Raw genomic sequence first — 21,074 nt, forward strand, 5'->3', positions numbered from 1 at the left:
AATGGGCGCAGTCTCGTCGACGGCGCCCGATTTACGGTCAATGCCCCGGATGCAGGGCGTCATTGAGATACATGCAGGTCAGCATGGTGAAGACATAGGCCTGGATACCTGCCATCATGAATTCCAGCGCCGTAATCGCGACAGTCATGAACAGCGGGAGTACGGCGCCGACCATCCCGAGCACGCCAAACCCGCCAAGCGAGACGACGAAGCCGGCAAAGACCTTGAGCGTGATATGCCCCGCCAACATCACCGCGAAAAGGCGCACTGAATGGCTGACCGGACGCGATATGTAGGAAATCACCTCGATCGGCACGATGATCGGTGCCAGCACCATCGGCACGTCCGCCGGCATGAACAGTCGGAAGAAACCGAAGCCGTTGCGCACGATCCCGTATAGCGTAACGAGAGCGAAGACGAGCGCGGCCAGGGCAAATGTCACCACGATCTGCGCGGTAACAGTGAAGGCGTAGGGGAACATGCCGATCATGTTTGCCACGAGAATGAACATGAACAGCGAGAAGACGAAGGGGAAGAAGCGCATGCCGCTTTCTCCCGCATTGTCCTTCAGCACCTTCATGACGAATTCATAGAGCAGCTCCGCACTCGATTGCCACCGGCCGGGCACGAGCGCCCGGCCACTGGAAGCAAAGAGCAGGAAGGCGCTGGCGATCGCGACCGTCAGCACCATATGGGCTGATGCATTGGTAAAACTCAGGTCCACGCCCGCAATGCCGATATCGACAAGCGTCTTGATTTCGAACTGTTCAATGGGTCCGGCCATAATGTCCTCTGTGATGAAACGGACACGCCAAAACACGCTGCACCGGCAAAGCAAAAGCATTGCCGGACAAGCGAGTTTCGCGAACCGTCGAGACTACAGGATTGGGAAAAGTGTTCGCTGGCGGCATACCGATCTCGTTTAAGAGAAGGGGCCGTCCCCGGAACGTTTCAAGGCGCAGGTCGTCCAGCGCAACGGCTTATTAGCGATGTCTACGCTCCGATGCAACGACCCAAGGAGATGGCTTCACTAACTTGTTAGCCATTACCCCTTCCGCGGATCATCTCGCTTCTCCAGAAGCTCGATCTGGATTTGCTGAAGTTCGGCAAGCCGTTCCCATTGCTTGGCCATCTGGTGATCGATCTTCTCGTGCAATTGCCGGATTTCGAGTTCGGCGCGCAGGTTGATCATGTAGTCGTTCTCGGCCCGCAGACGGTCCTTCTCCTCCTGCCGCTTCTGGCTCATCATGATCACCGGTGCCTGCAGGGCAGCCAGGCAGGAGAGAACGAGATTGAGAAGGATGAACGGATAGGGATCGAAAGGATGGGCAAAAACGCCGACGAGATTGATCGCCATCCAGATCACCAGAACGGCGATAAAGGACAGGATGAAAGTCCACGAACCGCCGAAGGACGCCACCTTGTCGGCAACACGCTCGCCGAAACTGGGTTTCTTATCGACCGCTGTTGCAGAATTCGTCTGCACCGTCAGCGTTCCCTTTTCAAAGCTGTCCAGAACATGTCGGTCGAGATCGGAAAGCTCCCCACGCTCTTCTTCCAGAAGCCTCTCGACATAGCGGCGCCGAAAGCGCGCAAGATCCTCGTCGCAGATCAGGCTCGTGGGAGCGCAGTCTGTGACCTCTTCGGCAATCATCTCGTAGAGATGCGGCCTGAGACTGCCGGCCTTGTGCAGCTTCGACAACGGAAAGGTCCTGCCGCAGACGATACATTGGCCAGTCCTGGCCTGTCCGTTTTTGGCGAGCGAGGAGTGATTATTCATGCAGTTTCACCGACGTTTGGGGCGCTGTCTCGCCCATTTCCATTCCCCCGTTCGGATGAAGCGGCGCAACATGGTAGATCTTCGGCTTGAACCGATTGGCGAAGTCTTCTGAGCGACCGACATAGATGAGGGTCGTGCCTTCAAGGCCTTCGAGAACACCGATCAGTTGCACGCGCACCTCCGGCTCCAACCCTTCCAGGACGTCGTCCATGACGAGCCAGTCCGGTTTGCGCAGGACCGCATTGGCCACCTGCAATGCCGCTTCCTCCTCCTTGTCGAGAACCCGATCCCAGCGCTCTACCTTGTCCAGTTGCCCGACATAACGATCGAGGCCCACTTGCAGCAGAGCAGCCTTCAACGCCTCGTCGGTGACATCGGGAATACCTGATGGGTAGGTAATGGCCTCGCGCAGCTTCGCAGTCGGCAGATAGCCCTCCTGGGGCATCAGGATCATCCTTTCTGCCTGCGGCAGCCGGATTTCGCCCCTGCCCCAGGGCCATATTCCGGCAAGCGCCTGGAAGAACAGGTGGCGATCCGTACCGGGATCTCCATTGACCATCACCCGCTCTCCGGGTTCGACCGTGAACCCATCTTCTTTCAGTTTGATGCCGTGCCCGTCGGCTCCCATGTCCGGCTCGCCATAAACCTCGACACCCCTCACAGAGACCCCATCGCCTTCTACGCCGTGCTGGTAGTTGATGACTTGGCCCTCCTTTGCAGGTGTATCGGCCATCAGCAATGCATTGCGGAAGAAGGAAACGCGGGCGAGTGTGGCCCGCCAGTCGGCGATGACGCTGAAATTCTGCACATACCAGCGCAACGCCGTATTCACCTGGTTGAACGCCCCAACCGCCATCATCAAACCGCCAAATGTCAGTTCGCCGGAAAAATACATCGGCGAGGCAATGATGATCGGCGCCACAAGCGCCAGCCAGCCGAAACCGGATGAGACCCAGGTGAGATTGGTCAGCGCCCAGGCAAGCTTGCGCAGCATGCCGAGCACGCCGCCGATCGCATCCTGCACCCGGGCAAGCTCGCTCGGCTCGCCGCGCGCAAGGGTGATCGGCTTCAGGTTCTCGTTGGCGCGAACCAGCGCGGAGCGAAGATCCGCCTCGCGCGCATAACGATCGGCATTGAGCCTTGCCAGCATGCTGCCGACGACATTGCTGAGCACCGACCCCGTCAGCGCATAAAGGATGGTTGCCCAGAGCATGTAGCCCGGAATGACGACGTGATGACCGGCGATGTTGAAGCCGAAATCCGTCGAAATCGCCCAGAGCACGCCGATGAAGCTGCCGAGCAGGATGGTCGAATTGACAAGACCGATAGCCAGCGCCGTAGTGTTCTCCGCAAGGATGCGGGTATCCTCATGCAGACGCTGGTCGGGATTATTGGCGATCGATCCCGCGCCCGCGAGCTTCAGCGCCCGCCCCGGCGTCAGCCATACATTGGCGAGATCGCGTGCCAGCCCTTCGCGCATCTTCAGTGCGGTAATCTGGTTCAGCCATGTCTGGATCACGTTGAGCAGCGTCAGGCAGAAGGCGATGATACCGAACACACCGAGCTGCTTGAGGAAGCCTGCCATGTCGCGCCGCTCGAGCGCATCGTAAAACGGTCCGTTCCACTCGTTCAATCGATAGGTCGCATAGGTCGTCGCAATGATGATGACCAGAAGCGCGATCGCCAGAAGCACAAGCTGGCGGCGCACCGGCGATGCCCAGAATGCTCCCATCATCATGCGGAGCTGGCCGGAAAGCGGAAGTTCATAAGGTTCGGTGGCTGCTGCGGCCGCGTTAGACATCTGCGACTGGCTCCTCTCGCAATGTCATGACTCTATGCTTCCTGCAGACTTACCACGCGGTAAAGGGTTGTACAGGCGGAGGCGCTTCACCTTCGGTTTCCGCTTGTCATCACTTTATACTGGGCAACCATGGGGCTGAATTGGAAGAACGTGCTGCCATAAATCGATCTCACCCTGTTTCGCCTAAGCAATAACCGCGCAATCGTCCTTGCTTTCTTCTTCCGCATTGCACAAACTTAGCCGCAATAGTGATGCACCGGCCCACTGAACGAGGCCGAAAAACAGCATCCGCGGGAACGCCCTGACAAGGGGAAAACGGGAGCGCCCAGAATAAGGGCATTCGAAGGGACAGCATGTCGATCAAGGCAAGCATCTATCATCTCACCCACTACAAATACGACAAGCCCGTCCGTCTCGGACCCCAGATCATCCGCCTCAAGCCCGCCGCGCATTCGCGCACGAAAGTGCTGTCGCATTCGCTCAAGGTCACGCCGGAAAACCACTTCGTCAACCTGCAGCAGGACCCTTACGGCAACTATCTCGCGCGGTTCGTTTTCCCGGACCCGGTCACCGAATTCAAGATCGAGGTCGATCTTGTCGCCGACATGACGGTCTACAACCCCTTCGATTTTTTCGTCGAGGAAGAGGCCACCAAATGGCCATTCAAATATCCTGAAGACTTGGTCGAGGATCTCTCGATCTACATGATCCCCGAACCGCCCGGCCCGGCGCTGGTCGATTACCTGAAGAATTTCGACATGTCTCCGGACCAGCCGACTGTCGATATGATCGTCGGGATCAACGCCCGGCTGCAGCAAGCCATCAACTATGTCATCCGTATGGAACCCGGCGTCCAGACGCCGGAGGAAACGTTGGCGGCAGCACTCGGCTCCTGCCGCGATACGAGCTGGCTGCTCGTCCAGATCCTGCGCAATCTCGGCTTTGCCACACGCTTCGTTTCCGGCTACCTCATCCAGCTCACGCCGGACCTGAAAGCGCTTGACGGTCCCTCCGGCACCGAGGTGGATTTCACCGATCTTCACGCCTGGTGCGAAGTCTATCTTCCCGGCGCCGGCTGGGTCGGCCTCGACCCGACCTCCGGCCTTTTGACCGGCGAGAGCCATATTCCGCTCGCGGCAACACCGCATTACCGCAATGCCGCGCCGATCTCCGGCGGTTATTTCGGCGAGGCCGAAACATCTTTCGACTTCGCGATGAACATCGCCCGCGTCGCCGAACATCCGCGCATCACCAAGCCGTTTTCCGATGAGAGCTGGGAAGCACTGAACGAACTCGGCGAACAGGTGGATCGCCTTCTGACAGCACAGGACGTGCGTCTCACCATGGGTGGCGAGCCGACCTTCGTGTCGATCGATGACTTCGAATCCGACGAATGGAACACCGGTGCCGTCGGCCCCACCAAGCGGGAAAAGGCAGACATCCTGATCCGTCGCCTGCGCGAAAAATTCGCTCCGGGCGGTTTTCTGCATTATGGCCAGGGCAAGTGGTATCCGGGCGAAAGTCTGCCGCGCTGGACCTTCTCGCTCTACTGGCGCAAGGACGGCAAGCCGATCTGGCAGAACCCGGACCTCGTCGCACAGGAAGGCGGCGACCATGGCGTCAGCGAAGACGATTCGCAAAATTTCCTGACTGCCCTGGCCGGCGAACTCGGCATCGAACCCGACATGGTGATGCCGGCCTATGAAGACCCGGCCGAATGGATCATCAAGGAAGGCTCGCTTCCGGACAATGTCGATCCATCCAATTCCAGGCTCAAGGATCCGGAAGAGCGCAACCGCATCGCCCGCGTTTTCGAGCGTGGCCTGACAAAACCGACCGGCCATGTCCTGCCTGTGCAAGCGTGGAACGCGCAAGCTGGCGGCACGCCCGTCAGCCGCCGCTGGATCAGCGAAAAATGGCGCACCCGCCGGGGCCGCATCTTTCTCGTTCCCGGCGACAGCCCTGTCGGTTATCGCCTACCACTCGGTACTCTACCCTATATTCCGCCGTCTCAGTTTCCCTATATCCATGAGGCCGACCCGTCGATCCCGCGTGGCGCACTGCCGGCTACGTTCGTGCCCGCCGGGCATGCATCGCAAGGCCGGGCCATGCCGGAATCCTCCTTCAAGGCGGGCGACCCAACCAATCTCGGCCGTATCGAGCAGACACTGGGTGAGATCGGCGGTGCTGTCCGCACCGCAATTTCCGTAGAGCCGCGCGATGGCCGCCTTTGTGTCTTCATGCCGCCTGTCGAAAGGATCGAGGACTATCTCGAACTGATCGCAGCCGCCGAAAATGCTGCCGCCAGGCTGGGCCTGCCGGTGCATATAGAGGGTTACGCACCGCCGCATGATGAGCGCATCAACGTCATCCGCGTCGCCCCCGATCCCGGCGTCATCGAAGTCAATATCCATCCGGCCTCGAGCTGGAAGGAAACCGTCGACATCACCACCGCGATCTATGAGGAGGCGCGTCAGAGCCGCCTCGGCGCTGACAAGTTCATGATCGACGGCCGCCACACCGGCACCGGCGGCGGCAACCATGTCGTGGTCGGCGGCGCCAATCCGAATGACAGCCCCTTCCTGCGCCGGCCTGACCTGCTGAAAAGCCTCGTGCTGCACTGGCAGCGCCACCCGTCGCTTTCCTATCTCTTTTCCGGCCTGTTCATCGGCCCGACCTCACAGGCGCCGCGGATCGACGAGGCCCGCCACGATAGTCTCTACGAGTTGGAAATCGCGCTCGCCCAGGTGCCCGCTCCCGGACAGGGCGTGCCGCCGCTTCCCTGGCTGGTCGACCGCCTGTTCCGCAATCTTTTGACCGACGTCACCGGCAACACCCACCGTTCGGAAATCTGCATCGACAAGCTGTTTTCCCCAGACGGCCCGACCGGCCGCCTCGGCCTTGTCGAATTCCGCGGTTTCGAAATGCCGCCGAATGCCCGCATGTCGCTTGCCCAGCAGCTTCTGGTGCGTGCGCTGATCGCCCGCTTCTGGAAGAACCCGGCTCAGGGCAAATTCGTCCGCTGGGGCACGGCGCTCGCCGACCGTTTCATGCTCGGCCATTACGTCTGGGCCGATTTCATGGACGTGCTGCAGGACCTGCGCGAAAACGGCTTCGATCTCAGGCCCGAATGGTTCGAGGCGCAGCTGGAATTCCGCTTCCCCTTCTTCGGCGAGGTCGAATATGAAGGCGCCAAGCTGGAACTGCGGCAGGCGCTTGAGCCGTGGCACGTCATGGGCGAACAGGGCGCGATCGGCGGCACCGTGCGTTACGTCGACAGTTCCGTCGAGCGCCTTCAGGTGAGGCTGGAGACCTCCAACCCGGCCCGCTACACCGTCACTTGCAATGGCCGCGCGGTCCCCTTGAAGCAAACCGGGCAATCCGATGTCTCGGTCGCCGGCGTGCGTTTCAAGGCATGGCAACCGTCATCCGGCCTGCACCCCGTCCTGCCGGTTAACACACCGCTTACATTCGACATTTATGATACATGGTCCGGCCGCGCGATTGGCGGCTGCAGATATCATGTTGCGCATCCGGGCGGCCGCAATTATGAGACCTTCCCGGTGAACGGCAACGAGGCGGAAGCGCGGCGTCTGGCGCGGTTCGAGCCCTGGGGTCACACGGCGGGATTTTATCCCCTTTTGCCGGAGACGCCTTCGCCCGAATTCCCCCTGACGCTCGATCTCCGCCGGCCGCAAGGAGTATGACGCGAATTGACGACTGGCACGGCGAGCGAACGACGCATGGATGAGGAGATCGAACACGATCCGATCCTCGGTTATGCCGCGCTCCCCGGCGTGGCCGACGAGATGCTCGATGCCCGCGGCGAGATCAAGCCCGTCTGGCAGAACCTGATCGCCCATCTGAGCCGCCTGTCGGAAGGCGATCTTTACGAACGTTTCGCCCGCGCCGACCGTTATCTGCGCGATGCCGGCGTTTTCTACCGCACCTATGGCGGCACCGGCCCCGGCGGCACCGGCGAGCGCAACTGGCCGCTCTCGCATATCCCGGTCCTTATCCAGCAAGATGAGTGGCAGAACATCTCTCGCGGCCTGCAACAGCGCGCCGACCTGCTCGAGGCGATGATCGCCGATATCTATGGTGAAAACCGGCTGGTGCAGGAAGGCTTTGTGCCGCCGCAGCTGATTGCCGCCAATCCGGAATTCCTGCGTCCGCTCGTCGGTGTAAAGCCGGTCGGCGGCCATTACCTGCATTTCTGCTCCTTCGAGATCGGTCGCGGCCCGGATGGCAACTGGTGGGTTCTGGCAGACCGCACCCAGGCACCTTCGGGTGCAGGCTTCGCACTGGAAAACCGCGTCGCTACAACCCGCGCCTTCTCCGACATCTATGGCGAGACCCACGTCCACCGCCTCGCCTCCTTCTTCGGCGCATTCCGCGATGCGCTGCAATCGCGCAAGCAATACCCGGATGACCGGATCGCCGTTCTTTCCCCCGGCCCGGCCAACGAAACCTATTTCGAACACGCCTATATCGCCCGTTATCTCGGCTTCATGCTGCTCGAAGGCGAAGACCTAACCGTCGTCAACAACCGCGTCATGGTTCGCACCGTCGCTGGCCTCAAACCGGTCGGCGTGCTCTGGCGCCGCCTCGATGCCTCCTATGCCGATCCGCTGGAACTCGACCAGAATTCGCATATCGGCACGCCAGGCATGGTGCAGGCGCTGCGATCGGGCTCGCTGACCCTAGTCAATGCCCTCGGCTCGGGCATTCTCGAAACCCGCGCGCTTCTGGCCTTTGCGCCGACCATCTGCCGCCGGCTTCTCGGGGAAGACCCGATCCTGCCGTCGATCGCCACATGGTGGTGCGGCCAGCAATCCGAGCGCGAGCATGTGGCGAAGAATATCGAGCGCATGGTGATAGGCCCCGCCTATTCCCGCCTGCCCTTTTTCGACGACAACAGCCAGTCAGTGCTCGGCTCGTCGCTGCGCGAAACAGCGAAAGACACGGTCGGCGACTGGCTGGCGAGCGAAGGTGCAAAACTCGTTGGCCAGGAAGTCGTTACCCTGTCGACGACGCCGACCTGGGTCGACGGCAAGCTGACGCCGCGGCCGATGTCTCTACGCGTCTTTGCCGCCCGCACAGAAAATGGCTGGGAAATCATGCCCGGCGGCTTTGCCCGTATCGGCACCGGCGATGATGTCGCCGCGATTGCCATGCAGTCGGGCGGTGCAGCGGCCGACGTCTGGATCGTCTCCGACAAGCCGGTGTCGAAATCGACCCTGCTGCCGCCGGAAGAGAGCTTTACCCGCAACATGCCGGGTTCGCTGCCGAGCCGCGCCGCCGACAATCTCTATTGGCTCGGCCGCTATATCGAGCGCGCCGAAGGCGCATTGCGCATCCTGCGTTCGTGGCACCTGCGTTACGCGGAATCGGCCGATCCGAACGCACCCCTGCTTGCGGATGTGACCCGCTATCTGAAGTCGATCGACATGGACATGGTCAAGGCCGTGCCCGAGCCGCTGCTTGCCAACATCAACAGCGCCATCTATTCCGCCAGCAATATCCGCGACCGTTTTTCGCCGGATGGATGGCTGGCGCTGACCGACCTTGCCAAAACTGCCAAGCGCTTCCACGAAGCGGCGCAGCCGGGCGATGACGCAGCCCATGCCGCAACCATCCTGCTGCGCAAGCTCGCAGGCTTTGCCGGTCTCGTGCATGAAAACATGTACCGCTTCACCGGCTGGCGTTTTCTTTCGATCGGCCGCCATCTGGAACGCGGCCTGCACATGACGCGCATGCTTGCTCACCTCTCCGGCCCGGATGCGCCCGACGGTTCGCTCGACATGCTGCTCGAGATCGGCGACAGCGTCATGACCCATCGCCGCCGCTACAACGTCAACACGGCGCGGCTCACGGTTAATGACCTGCTCGCGCTCGATCCGCTCAATCCACGCTCGATCCTGTTCCAGTTGAACGAGATCCGCACCGAGGTGGAAAAGCTGCCGAACGCCTTCGAAAACGGCCAGATGTCGCCCTTCTATCGCGAGGCCATGCGCCTCCATTCCGGGCTGGCAGTGATGACGCCGGAGACGATGAACGAGGATGTCTATCGCAGGCTGGAAAAGGATCTGGAAAACCTCTCCGATCTTCTCGTCCGGACCTATTGCAGTTGAGTTGAAAGGGAGGAACGACGAATGCTCTACGACCTCTCTCTCCATATGGGTTACACCTATGATGTCCCGGCCTCTGGCGCGCGCCATGTCATCCGGCTTCTGCCGCTCTCGCTGCCAGACCGCCAGCGCCTGATCGCAGGTTCGGTCACCGTCTCGCCGGCAACCGACGAAAAGGTCACCTTCATCGATTTCTTCGGCCAGCAGGCGACATCAGTTCTTGTCCGCGCCCCGCATGATCGGCTGGATATCCGCATGCAGGCCCGTGTCATGGTCGAGGCGCCGACCATGCAGGCGGATCTTTCCCCAACGCTCGATGTGTTGCGCAAGGAGCTGGCCGAAGTCTGGTCCGTCGACCCGTCCTCGCCGCATCATTTTACCGGCTCCAGCCCCAGATTACCGGAGGAACCGGCGATTGCGGCTTACGCGCGCCAAGCCGTGAAGCCGGGCCAGACGGTGCGCGAGATCGCCGCCGCTCTCTGCACCCGCATCCATAAGGATTTCAAATACGATCCCGAGGCAACGACGGTCGACACCACGCCGAAGGAAGCTTTCAAGCTGAAACGCGGCGTCTGCCAGGATTTCTCCCACGTGATGATCGTGGCCCTGCGCAGCCTCGGCATTCCGGCGGGTTACGTCTCCGGCTTCCTGCGCACCATCCCGCCGCCGGGCAAGGAACGGCTTGAAGGGGCGGACGCCATGCATGCCTGGGTACGCATCTGGTGCGGCGATGCGCTTGGTTATGTCGAACTCGACCCGACCAACGATATTCCAGCCGGCAGCGACCACATCGTCGTCGGTTACGGACGTGATTATTCCGATGTCGCACCGGTCATCGGAGTGCTTAAAGGTTACGGAAATCAGAAGGCCGATCAGGCCGTTGACGTAATTCCGGTCAAGTAGACCCGTTTTGGTGCTGATTCTGCCTAGTCACTAAAATCCAAATATTTCCATTAAATCATTCTGCAGAGCTATTGCTGCAAAAGCCGATTAGAGCGACCCAATCTGCCGGTCGCAACTAAGGACGGCGACCACCATGGCCATTTTCAAGCGTTTTGCAGACGATCGCAGCGGTAATTTCGGCATGATGACAGCCATCATGATGGTCCCCCTTCTTTTCGCAGGAGGAAGCGTCATCGATGTCAGTACAGCCTACACCCAAAGAACGAATATGCAGGGTATCGCGGATGCAGCGGCACTCGCTGGCGGTGCTGTTTATGATGGCACAAATCAAGCCGCAGCTATCGCAAAGGCACAGGCGTTCCTGAAAGGCTACATGGACAAGCTTCCCAGCGGCGCCACTTATACCGTCACCATGACAGGCCAGAACGTTGACGTTGCAATCCAGGGCAAATCCCAGAACAGTTTCATGCAGGTCGCAGGGCTGTCCAGCATTGATGTCGGTGTGACTTCGCAATCGGTCGCTCCGATGATGCCGAAAACGGTGAAGTTCACTCCAACAAAGATACAAGGTTGGTTCTGGAAGAAGGTCACAATTCGCGTTGTAAGGCCCAACACGACAAACGAAGTAGTCGTAGGGACAGTGACCTATCAGCCCACGACACATGACAACGGTGGTCAAGGCACATGGGTAGTTGACCCATCAGGCACCGTTGATCTGGGCAAATATTCGAAGCTCGTTCTTCAGATGGACATCAAGGAAGACGGATGTAACATCGGTGAGAAAGCTACGATAACAAAAGACAATAAAGTGACCTGCAGCAAGGATACGTCGTCACAATACTCAAAATTCAACAACGTTCTGCGCACCGATAACCCTGACACGAGCTATTACCTGTTTGTGGGAGGGAAACAGCTTCCGAAAGGCGTGACCAGCCCGCTGGACGATATTCTTGTCTGCGACAAGACATCAACGCACGCTTGGGAAGACGGTGGCGATTTTGCAAGACAGGACTTCTTTTACACCGCAACGACGACCTGCGCACCTGATGGCCAGTTTGTCCGCTTGAGCAAATAAGACCCAGTGATCATCGCCAATCCGGCGGAAGAATTGCTGTGAGACTGCCATGACCTTATACAAAACCCCGCACGCCGCGGGGTTTTCTGCTTTCTGGGCAGATACTTATAATTACCCTCTGGCAACCATCTTCAATTCCGCCGTTGCATGCCGTTCACAACGATGCATAACTGTGCCGGTAACATTCTGCCATATCGACTGAATCGGATATTCCTCCACCCGCTCAACCGAGAACAATTGGCGACTATATGAACAACACAACTCCCCCCGTCGAAATTCCTTATCCCGCCCCGCGCAGCTCCCGCCCTGAAATCATGGCGGAAGAGATCATCGAACGCCTGACCTACCGCATCGGCAAGGATGCCCAGGTGGCCAAGCCCCATGACTGGCTGACGGCAACCATTCTGGTTGTCCGGGACAGAATTATCGACAGATGGATGGAGAGCACTCGCCAGGCCTACCGGACCGGGCAGAAGCGGGTTTATTATCTATCGCTGGAGTTTCTGATCGGCCGCCTGATGCGCGATGCGGTCAGCAATCTCGGCCTGATGCAGGAAATCCGCGACGCGCTCTCCTCGCTTGGTGTCGACGTGTCGGTGATTGCCGGTCTGGAACCGGACGCCGCGCTCGGCAATGGCGGCCTTGGCCGCCTCGCCGCCTGTTTCATGGAGAGTATGGCAACGGTCGATATTCCGGCCTATGGCTACGGCATCCGTTATATCCATGGCCTGTTCCGTCAGCAGATGGCTGACGGCTGGCAGGTCGAGTTGCCCGAAACCTGGCTTGCCCACGGCAACCCCTGGGAATTTGAACGCCGCGAGAGCTCCTACGAAATCGGCTTCGGTGGATCCGTGGAAACCGTCGGCGGGTACGAGGATTTGCCGCGTTACGTGTGGAAGCCGGCCGAGCGTGTCATCGCCATGGCCTATGACACGCCGATCGTCGGCTGGCGCGGCAAGCGCGTCAATACGTTGCGCCTCTGGTCGGCCCAGCCGATCGACCCGATCCTGCTTGATGCCTTTAATGCCGGTGACCATATCGGCGCGCTGCGCGAGAGCAACAAGGCGGAATCGCTCACCCGGGTACTCTATCCCGCCGACGCAAACCCGGCCGGGCAGGAACTGCGCCTGCGTCAGGAATTCTTCTTCTCGTCGGCATCATTGCAGGACATTCTGCGCCGCCATCTGCAGCAATATCCGGATTTCACCAACCTGCACGAGAAGGTTTCGATCCAGCTGAACGATACGCATCCGGCCGTCTCGATCGGCGAGTTGATGCGCCTGCTCGTCGATATCCATGGCATGGATTTCGACGTCTCCTGGGAAATCGTCCGCCAGACCTTCTCCTACACCAACCACACGCTTCTGCCCGAAGCGCTGGAAACATGGCCGGTGCCGCTTTTCGAGCGTCTTCTGCCGCGCCACATGCAGATCGTTTATGCGATCAACGCCAAAATCCTTCTGGAAGCCCGCAAGGAGAAGAAATTCTCCGACACGCAGGTCCGCGCCATCTCGCTGATCGACGAAGGCGGTGAGCGTCGGGTGCGCATGGGCAACCTCGCCTTTGTCGGCTCTCATTCAATCAATGGTGTCTCGGCGCTGCACACCGACCTGATGAAGGTCACCGTCTTTGCCGACCTGCACACGCTCTACCCGACCCGCATCAACAACAAGACCAACGGCATCACCCCTCGCCGCTGGCTGATGCAGTGCAATCCCGGCCTCACCTCGCTGATCCGCGATGCAATCGGCGACAAGTTCCTCGACGATACCGAGGCGCTGGTCGAACTCGACAAGTTCGCCGACGATGCAAGCTTCCAGGAGAAGTTCGCCGCAGTGAAGCGGGCAAACAAGGCGACGCTCACCAACCTCGTCGGCAGCCGCATGGGTATCAGGCTCGATCCGTCGGCGTTGTTCGACATCCAGATCAAGCGCATCCACGAATACAAGCGTCAGCTTCTGAACATCATCGAAGCCGTCGCGCTTTATGACCAGATCCGCTCCCACCCCGAGCTGGACTGGGTGCCGCGGGTAAAACTCTTCGCTGGCAAGGCGGCGCCGAGCTATCACAACGCCAAGCTGATCATCAAACTGGCGAACGACGTTGCCCGCGTGATCAATAACGACCCTTCGGTGCGCGGCCTGCTGAAGGTCGTCTTCGTGCCGAACTACAATGTCTCGCTGGCGGAAACGATCGTGCCCGCCGCCGACCTTTCAGAGCAGATCTCGACCGCCGGCATGGAAGCGTCCGGCACGGGCAACATGAAATTCGCACTGAACGGCGCTCTGACGATCGGCACGCTCGACGGCGCCAATGTCGAAATGCGCGAACACGTAGGCGACGACAATATCGTCATCTTCGGCCTGACCGCGGACGAAGTGGCGAAGGTTCGCTCGGACGGGCATAATCCCCGCGCCGTGATCGAACAATCGCCGGAACTGGCCCAGGCATTGAACGCCATCGCTTCCGGCGTCTTCTCGCCGGACGACCGTTCGCGTTTCCAGGAACTGATCGACGGCATCTATAATCATGACTGGTTCATGGTCGCTGCCGACTTCGATGCCTATGCTGCGGCACAGCGTACGGTTGACCAAATCTGGTCAGACCCTAAATCCTGGTATTCAAAGACAATTCGCAATACCGCCCGGATGGGCTGGTTCTCTTCGGACCGCACAATCCGCCAGTACGCGTCGGAAATCTGGAGAGCCTGATGACAAAATCGCCGACCGCGCTCGATGACGGGAGAGCTCCTGGAGAAATCCCGTTATCCGAGATCGAGGCGATATTGGCAGGCAGGCATGCAAATCCTTTCGCCGTGCTTGGGCTTCACAAGCTTGGCGAAAAATATCGTGCCCGTTGCTTCATCCCTGGTGCCGAAGAGGTGACCGTGCTTTCGCTCAGCGGCACGGAACTCGGCGAACTGACCCGCCGTCATGAGGCGGGTTATTTCGAAGGCCTCGTCGACGCGGCCCAACTCCAGCCTATCCGTTACCGCGCTCAGCGCGGTGACGTGGAATGGGCCGTGACCGATCCCTACTCCTTCGGCCCGGTTCTCGGTCCGATGGATGACTATCTGTTACGCGAAGGCTCGCATTTGAGGCTCTTCGACAAGATGGGCGCCCATCCGCTCAAGCATGAGGGTGTCGAGGGCTTTCATTTCGCTGTCTGGGCACCAAATGCACGGCGCGTCTCTGTCGTCGGCGAATTCAACAATTGGGATGGCCGCCGCCATGTCATGCGGCTGCGCCAGGATACCGGCATCTGGGAAATTTTTGCGCCCGACGTTCCGGCCGGCACCGCCTACAAGTTCGAGATCATCGGCAAGGATGGCAAGCTGCAGCCCTTGAAGGCAGACCCGTTTGCACGGCGAGCCGAGATGCGACCGAAGACTGCCTCGGTAACATCACCGGAACTGGCGCAGGTATGGGAAGATCAGGCTCACCGGGAATTCTGGGAAAAGGCCGATCACCGCCGCCAGCCGATCACCATCTATGAAGTGCATGCGGGATCATGGCAGCGCCGCGACGACGGCTCGTTCTTGTCATGGGACGAGCTTGCCTCGCGCCTCATCCCCTATTGCGTCGATATGGGCTTTACCCATATCGAGTTTCTGCCGATCACCGAACACCCGTATGACCCGTCCTGGGGTTACCAGACGACTGGGCTTTATGCGCCGTCCGCCCGTTTCGGAGAGCCGGAAGGCTTTGCCCGTTTCGTCAACGGCTGCCACAAGGTCGGCATCGGCGTTATCCTCGATTGGGTTCCGGCGCATTTCCCGACCGACGCCCACGGGCTGCGCGATTTCGACGGTACGGCGCTTTATGAACATGCCGATCCGCGCCAAGGTTATCACCCGGACTGGAACACCGCGATCTACAATTTCGGCCGCGTCGAGGTCCTATCCTACCTGATCAACAACGCGCTCTACTGGGCGGAAAAATACCATCTCGACGGCCTGCGCGTCGATGCCGTCGCCTCGATGCTTTATCTCGATTATTCCCGCCGTGAGGGCGAATGGATCCCCAATGAATACGGCGGTCGGGAAAATCTGGAATCCGTCCGTTTCTTGCAGAAGATGAATTCGCTTTCCTACGGCACGCACCCGGGCGTGATGACGATTGCCGAAGAGAGTACCTCCTGGCCAAAGGTCTCAGCACCGGTGCATGAAGGCGGCCTCGGCTTCGGCTTCAAGTGGAACATGGGCTTCATGCATGACACGCTGAGCTATCTCGCGCGCGAGCCGATCCACCGCAAGCACCACCACAATGCCATCACCTTCGGCCTGGTCTATGCCTTCGCCGAAAACTTCGTCCTGCCGCTCAGCCATGACGAAGTGGTCCACGGCAAGGGATCGCTGATCGCCAAGATGGCGGGCGACGACTGGCAGAAATTCGCCAACCTCAGAGCCTATTACGGCTTCATGTGGGGTTATCCGGGCAAGAAGCTGCTCTTCATGGGACAGGAATTCGCCCAATGGGCCGAGTGGAGCGAAAGCAAGTCTCTCGACTGGAACCTCTTGGCCTACCACCCGCATCAGGGCATGCGCCGCCTCGTACGGGATCTCAATTTCTGTTACCGCTCAAAGCCCGCACTGCATGCCCGCGATTGCGAGGGCGAAGGTTTTCGCTGGCTTGTGGTCGACGATGCGGACAACTCAGTCTTCGCCTGGCTGCGCATGGCACCGGGTGAAAAACCGGTGGCGGTCATCACCAATTTCACGCCCGTCTACCGCGCAAACTACAGACTTCCCCTGCCCCATGCCGGGAAATGGCGAGAGGTGCTCAATACCGACGCCGAGATCTATGGTGGCAGCGGCAAGGGCAATGGCGGAAAGGTTCAGGCCGTGGATGCAGGAGGAAGCATCTGGGCGGACGTGACTTTGCCACCGTTGGCGACAATCATGCTGGAACTCGAAAACAACGCTTAAGGGAGGAGAACAATGAACGACAAGCAACGTGTCCAGCCTCTGTCTCGCGACGCCATGGCCTATGTTTTGGCCGGCGGACGCGGCAGCCGACTGAAGGAACTGACCGACCGGCGCGCCAAGCCCGCCGTCTATTTCGGCGGCAAGGCCCGTATCATCGATTTCGCTCTCTCCAACGCGCTGAATTCCGGCATCCGCCGCATCGGCGTCGCGACCCAATACAAGGCCCATTCGCTGATCCGCCATATGCAGCGCGGCTGGAACTTCTTCCGCCCCGAGCGCAATGAGAGCTTCGACATCCTGCCCGCCTCCCAGCGCGTCTCGGAAACGCAATGGTATGAAGGCACGGCCGACGCGGTCTACCAGAACATCGATATCATCGAGGGTTATGCGACCGAATACATGGTCATCCTCGCCGGCGACCATGTCTACAAGATGGACTATGAACTGATGCTGCAGCAGCACGTCAATTCCGGAGCAGACGTGACGGTCGGCTGCCTGGAAGTGCCGCGCATGGAAGCAACCGGCTTCGGCGTCATGCATGTCAACGAAAAGGACGAGATCATCGATTTCGTCGAGAAGCCGGCCGATCCGCCGGGTATTCCCGGCAAGCCGGATTTTGCTCTGGCCTCCATGGGCATCTACGTCTTCCACACCAAGTTCCTGATCGACGCCTTGAAGCGTGATGCGGAGGTTACCGGCTCAAGCCGCGACTTCGGCAAGGACATCATTCCCTACATCGTCGAGCATGGTAAGGCAGTCGCCCATCGTTTCGCCGACAGCTGCGTTCGCTCGGATTACGAGCGCGAACCCTATTGGCGCGATGCCGGTACGATCGATGCCTATTGGCAAGCCAATATCGACCTGACCGAAATCGTCCCCGGTCTCGACCTCTACGACAAGTCCTGGCCGATCTGGACCTATGCGGAACTCACCGCGCCTGCCAAATTCGTCCATGACGACGAAAATCGTCGCGGCTCCGCGACGTCCTCAGTCATTTCCGGTGACTGCATCATCTCAGGTTCATCGCTAAACAAGAGCCTGCTCTTCACCGGTGTTCGCGCAAATTCCTACTCGAAGCTAGAAGGCGCCGTCGTTCTACCGAATGTCAGAATAGGTCGCCGTGCCCAGCTTCGTGATGTTGTCATCGACCATGGTGTAACCATCCCTGAGGGACTGATAGTCGGCGAGGATCCGGAACTCGATGCGAAGCGTTTCCGCCGCACTGAAAACGGCATTTGCCTGATCACCCAGAAGATGATCGACAAGTTGGATTTGTGATGCAGGTACTCTCGGTCGCTTCAGAAGTCTTTCCACTGGTGAAGACTGGCGGGCTGGCCGATGTGGCCGGCGCGCTTCCGATCGCGCTCGGCAAGCAGGGCATTGCCGTCAAGACGCTGATGCCCGGCTATCCTGCCGTGATGCGGATTGCCGATAATGCTGTCCTGCGCCGTACCTTTCCCGATCTGCTCGGCGCAGAAGCCCGAATCCTTGAAATCGAACACAAGGGTCTCAACCTCCTGATCCTGGACTGCCCCGAACTGTTCGACAGGCAGGGCGGCCCGTATCTTGATGTGGCCGGCAAGGATTACACGGACAACTGGCGCCGTTTTGCAGCCTTATCCAAGGCGGGCGCCACCATAGCCCAGCAGGGGCTGACGGGTGATCTCGGCGGCTGGAGACCGGATCTTGTACATGTCCACGACTGGCAGGCAGCACTTCTGCCCGCCTACATGCGTTACGCCCCGGAGCCGGAAGTACCGAGCGTCATCACCGTCCACAACATCGCCTTCCAGGGCGTGTTCGATGCCGACATATTCCCTGCACTCGAATTGCCGCCGCATGCCTTCACTATCGACGGTATCGAATATTACGGCAAGGTTGGCTTCCTGAAGGCCGGCCTGCAGACAAGCTGGGAAATTTCCACGGTAAGCCCGTCCTATGCCGAGGAAATCCTCACGCCCGAATACGGCATGGGTCTGGAAGGTCTGCTGCATCACCGATCAGAGGACCTAACAGGCATCGTCAACGGCATAGATACCGATGTCTGGAACCCGGAAACAGATACCCTCCTCGCCAGCACCTATTCCGCATCGACGCTCAAGGAACGGGCGGAAAACAAGCGGCGGGTGGCGGAACGCTTTGCGCTCGATGTCGATGATGCTCCGCTTTTCTGCGTCGTCTCACGGCTCACCGAACAGAAGGGCATGGACCTTCTTGCCGAAAGTTTGGACGATCTCGTCTCCCACGGCGCGACGCTCGCCGTTCTCGGTTCCGGCGACAAGGTGCTGGAAGATGCATTTCACGCGGCAGCGCTGCGCCATCCCGGCCGGATCGGCGTTATTGCCGCCTATGACGAACCGCTCTCGCATCTCATGCAGGCAGGCTGCGACGCGATCATCATCCCGTCGCGTTTCGAACCCTGCGGCCTCACCCAGCTTTACGGCCTGCGTTACGGCTGCGTGCCGATCGTCGCCCGTGTCGGCGGCCTCAACGATACGGTGATCGACGCAAGCCATGCGGGGCTTGCGGCCGAGGCTGCGACCGGCATTTCCTTCGGTCCGCTGACGACAGACAATCTGGCCCGTGCGCTCCGTCGCGCCATCCGCCTTTATAACGACCAGAAGCTATGGACTGTGATCCAGAAGCAGGGCATGAAATCCGATGTTTCGTGGAACCGCAGCGCAGCCCTCTATGCAGCGCTCTTTTCCGAGATCCTTGAAAGAAAAGGCATTTGAGTATGATCAAGACCGTCGCAACGACCCCCTACCAGGATCAGAAGCCTGGCACGTCCGGCCTGCGCAAAAAGGTTCCGGTCTTCGCCCAGCCGAACTACGCGGAAAATTTCATCCAATCCATTTTCGATAGCCTGGAAGGCTTTGAAGGCAAGACGCTGGTGGTCGGCGGCGACGGTCGTTATTACAACCGCGAAGTCATCCAGAAGGCGATCAAGATGGCCGCGGCCGCCGGCTTCGGCAAGGTCATGGTCGGCCAGGGCGGCATCCTGTCCACGCCGGCTGCCTCCAACGTCATCCGCAAATATCACGCCTTCGGCGGCATCGTTCTTTCCGCCAGCCACAATCCCGGCGGCCCGACCGAAGACTTCGGCATCAAGTACAATATCGGCAATGGCGGTCCGGCACCGGAAAAAATCACCGACGCCATCTATGCCCGTTCCAAGGTGATCGATACCTACAAGATCGCCGACACGGCGGATCTCGACCTCGACAAGGTCGGCACCTTTAAGGTCGCCGGCATGGCCGTCGAGGTCATCGATCCGGTAACCGACTATGCCGAACTGATGGAACAGCTGTTTGACTTCGGCGCCATCCGCGCGCTGATCGCCAGCGGCGTGCGTGTCGTTATCGACAGTATGGGTGCCGTCACCGGCCCCTACGCCACCGAAATCCTCGAAAACCGCCTCGGCGCACCCGAAGGTTCGGTCCGCAACGCCACGCCGCTGCCGGATTTCGGCGGCCATCACCCGGACCCGAACCTCGTTCACGCCAAGGAGCTTTATGACGACGTCATGAGCAAGGACGGCCCGCATTTCGGCGCCGCCTCCGATGGCGATGGCGATCGCAACATGATTGTCGGCAAGGGCATGTTCGTCACCCCATCCGACAGCCTCGCGATCATCGCCGCCAACGCGACGCTCGCGCCGGGCTATGCCAAGGGCATTGCCGGCATCGCCCGCTCCATGCCGACCAGCGCCGCCGCCGACCGCGTCGCCGAAAAGCTGGGCGTGGGCATGTACGAGACGCCGACCGGCTGGAAATTCTTCGGCAATCTGCTCGATGCCGGCAAGGCAACGGTCTGCGGCGAAGAAAGCTTCGGCACCGGCTCCGACCATGTGCGCGAGAAGGACGGCCTCTGGGCCGTGCTCTTCTGGCTCAACATCATGGCCGGCCGCAACGAAAGCGTCGCCGAGATCGTCAAGAGCCATTGGGCGGAATACGGCCGCAACTACTATTCCCGCCACGACTACGAGGAAGTCGATTCCGACGCGGCGAACGGCATGATGACCGCCCTGCGCGAAAAACTTGCCTCATTGCCGGGCCAGAGTTTCGGCTCGCTTAAGGTCGCCGCCGCCGATGACTTTGCCTATCACGATCCGATCGATGGCTCCGTTTCCAAGAACCAGGGCATCCGCGTCCTCTTCGAAGGCGGCAGCCGCGTTGTGTTCCGCTTGTCGGGCACCGGCACCTCGGGCGCCACGATCCGCGTCTATGTCGAACGCTACGAGCCGGATGCCTCCAAGCACGATATCGACACGCAGGTCGCACTCGCCGACCTGATCGCTGTTGCTGATGAAATCTCCGACCTGAAAAAGCGCTCCGGCCGCGATGCGCCGACGGTGATTACGTAAGCGCCTGACCACAAAAGCCCGGAGATCGCAGATGAATTTATCCCCCTCTGCCCTGCCGGGCATCTCCCCCACAAGGGGGGAGATTAGCTGG

Annotated in this window: 12 protein-coding genes; 9 read left to right on the forward strand and 3 right to left on the reverse strand. The window is 59.9% G+C overall.

All coding sequences use genetic code 11. The annotated features are described in order from the left end of the window. Window positions 1-37: 37 nt before the first annotated feature. The 3 genes from HNQ72_RS06350 to HNQ72_RS06360 form a co-directional block, all read right to left on the reverse strand. The gene (locus HNQ72_RS06350; protein ID WP_183990577.1) at window positions 38-784 is read right to left on the reverse strand and encodes a F0F1 ATP synthase subunit A; all 747 of its coding nucleotides are present in this window, start codon (window positions 782-784) and stop codon (window positions 38-40) included. A gap of 261 nt (window positions 785-1,045) precedes the next feature. Beyond that, the gene (locus tag HNQ72_RS06355; protein WP_183990579.1) at window positions 1,046-1,780 is read right to left on the reverse strand and encodes a DUF1003 domain-containing protein; all 735 of its coding nucleotides are present in this window, start codon (window positions 1,778-1,780) and stop codon (window positions 1,046-1,048) included. Beyond that, window positions 1,773-3,581, reverse strand: a complete 1,809-nt coding sequence (locus HNQ72_RS06360; protein WP_183990581.1) for an ABC transporter ATP-binding protein/permease — start codon at window positions 3,579-3,581, stop codon at window positions 1,773-1,775. The genes HNQ72_RS06355 and HNQ72_RS06360 overlap by 8 nt, the downstream gene beginning before the upstream one ends. 353 nt (window positions 3,582-3,934) lie before the next feature. Between HNQ72_RS06360 and HNQ72_RS06365 the strand changes: the two genes are divergently transcribed. The 9 genes from HNQ72_RS06365 (at window position 3,935) to HNQ72_RS06405 (ending at window position 20,983) form a co-directional block, all read left to right on the forward strand. Then, window positions 3,935-7,288, forward strand: coding sequence for a transglutaminase family protein (locus tag HNQ72_RS06365; RefSeq protein WP_183990583.1), 3,354 nt, complete (start codon window positions 3,935-3,937; stop codon window positions 7,286-7,288). Window positions 7,289-7,324: 36 nt separating this feature from the next. Further along, a complete protein-coding gene (locus HNQ72_RS06370) occupies window positions 7,325-9,715 on the forward strand; it encodes a circularly permuted type 2 ATP-grasp protein (RefSeq protein WP_183991375.1) in 2,391 nt (796 codons plus the stop codon). Window positions 9,716-9,736: 21 nt separating this feature from the next. Beyond that, window positions 9,737-10,615 carry a transglutaminase family protein gene (locus HNQ72_RS06375; protein ID WP_183990585.1) on the forward strand — a complete coding sequence of 293 codons (879 nt, stop codon included), beginning with the start codon at window positions 9,737-9,739 and terminating at the stop codon, window positions 10,613-10,615. Window positions 10,616-10,748: 133 nt separating this feature from the next. After that, window positions 10,749-11,690, forward strand: coding sequence for a TadE/TadG family type IV pilus assembly protein (locus HNQ72_RS06380; protein ID WP_183990587.1), 942 nt, complete (start codon window positions 10,749-10,751; stop codon window positions 11,688-11,690). Window positions 11,691-11,938: 248 nt separating this feature from the next. Next, window positions 11,939-14,401 carry a glycogen/starch/alpha-glucan phosphorylase gene (locus tag HNQ72_RS06385; protein ID WP_183990589.1) on the forward strand — a complete coding sequence of 821 codons (2,463 nt, stop codon included), beginning with the start codon at window positions 11,939-11,941 and terminating at the stop codon, window positions 14,399-14,401. Next, entirely contained in the window at window positions 14,401-16,617 is a 2,217-nt protein-coding gene (glgB, locus tag HNQ72_RS06390; RefSeq protein ID WP_183990591.1) for a 1,4-alpha-glucan branching protein GlgB, read from the forward strand. Before HNQ72_RS06385 ends, glgB begins: the two co-directional genes overlap by 1 nt. A 12-nt stretch (window positions 16,618-16,629) precedes the next feature. Beyond that, window positions 16,630-17,895 carry a glucose-1-phosphate adenylyltransferase gene (glgC, locus tag HNQ72_RS06395; protein ID WP_183990593.1) on the forward strand — a complete coding sequence of 422 codons (1,266 nt, stop codon included), beginning with the start codon at window positions 16,630-16,632 and terminating at the stop codon, window positions 17,893-17,895. After that, on the forward strand, window positions 17,895-19,352 hold the full coding sequence (glgA, locus tag HNQ72_RS06400) for a glycogen synthase GlgA (RefSeq protein WP_183990595.1): 1,458 nt from the start codon (window positions 17,895-17,897) through the stop codon (window positions 19,350-19,352). The genes glgC and glgA overlap by 1 nt, the downstream gene beginning before the upstream one ends. Before the next feature lie 2 nt (window positions 19,353-19,354). Further along, complete coding sequence (locus HNQ72_RS06405) at window positions 19,355-20,983, forward strand: alpha-D-glucose phosphate-specific phosphoglucomutase (RefSeq protein ID WP_183990597.1); 1,629 nt, start codon at window positions 19,355-19,357, stop codon at window positions 20,981-20,983. Window positions 20,984-21,074: the final 91 nt, after the last annotated feature.

Source organism: Aliirhizobium wenxiniae, from assembly GCF_014201355.1.
Taxonomy (GTDB): domain Bacteria; phylum Pseudomonadota; class Alphaproteobacteria; order Rhizobiales; family Rhizobiaceae; genus Neorhizobium; species Neorhizobium wenxiniae.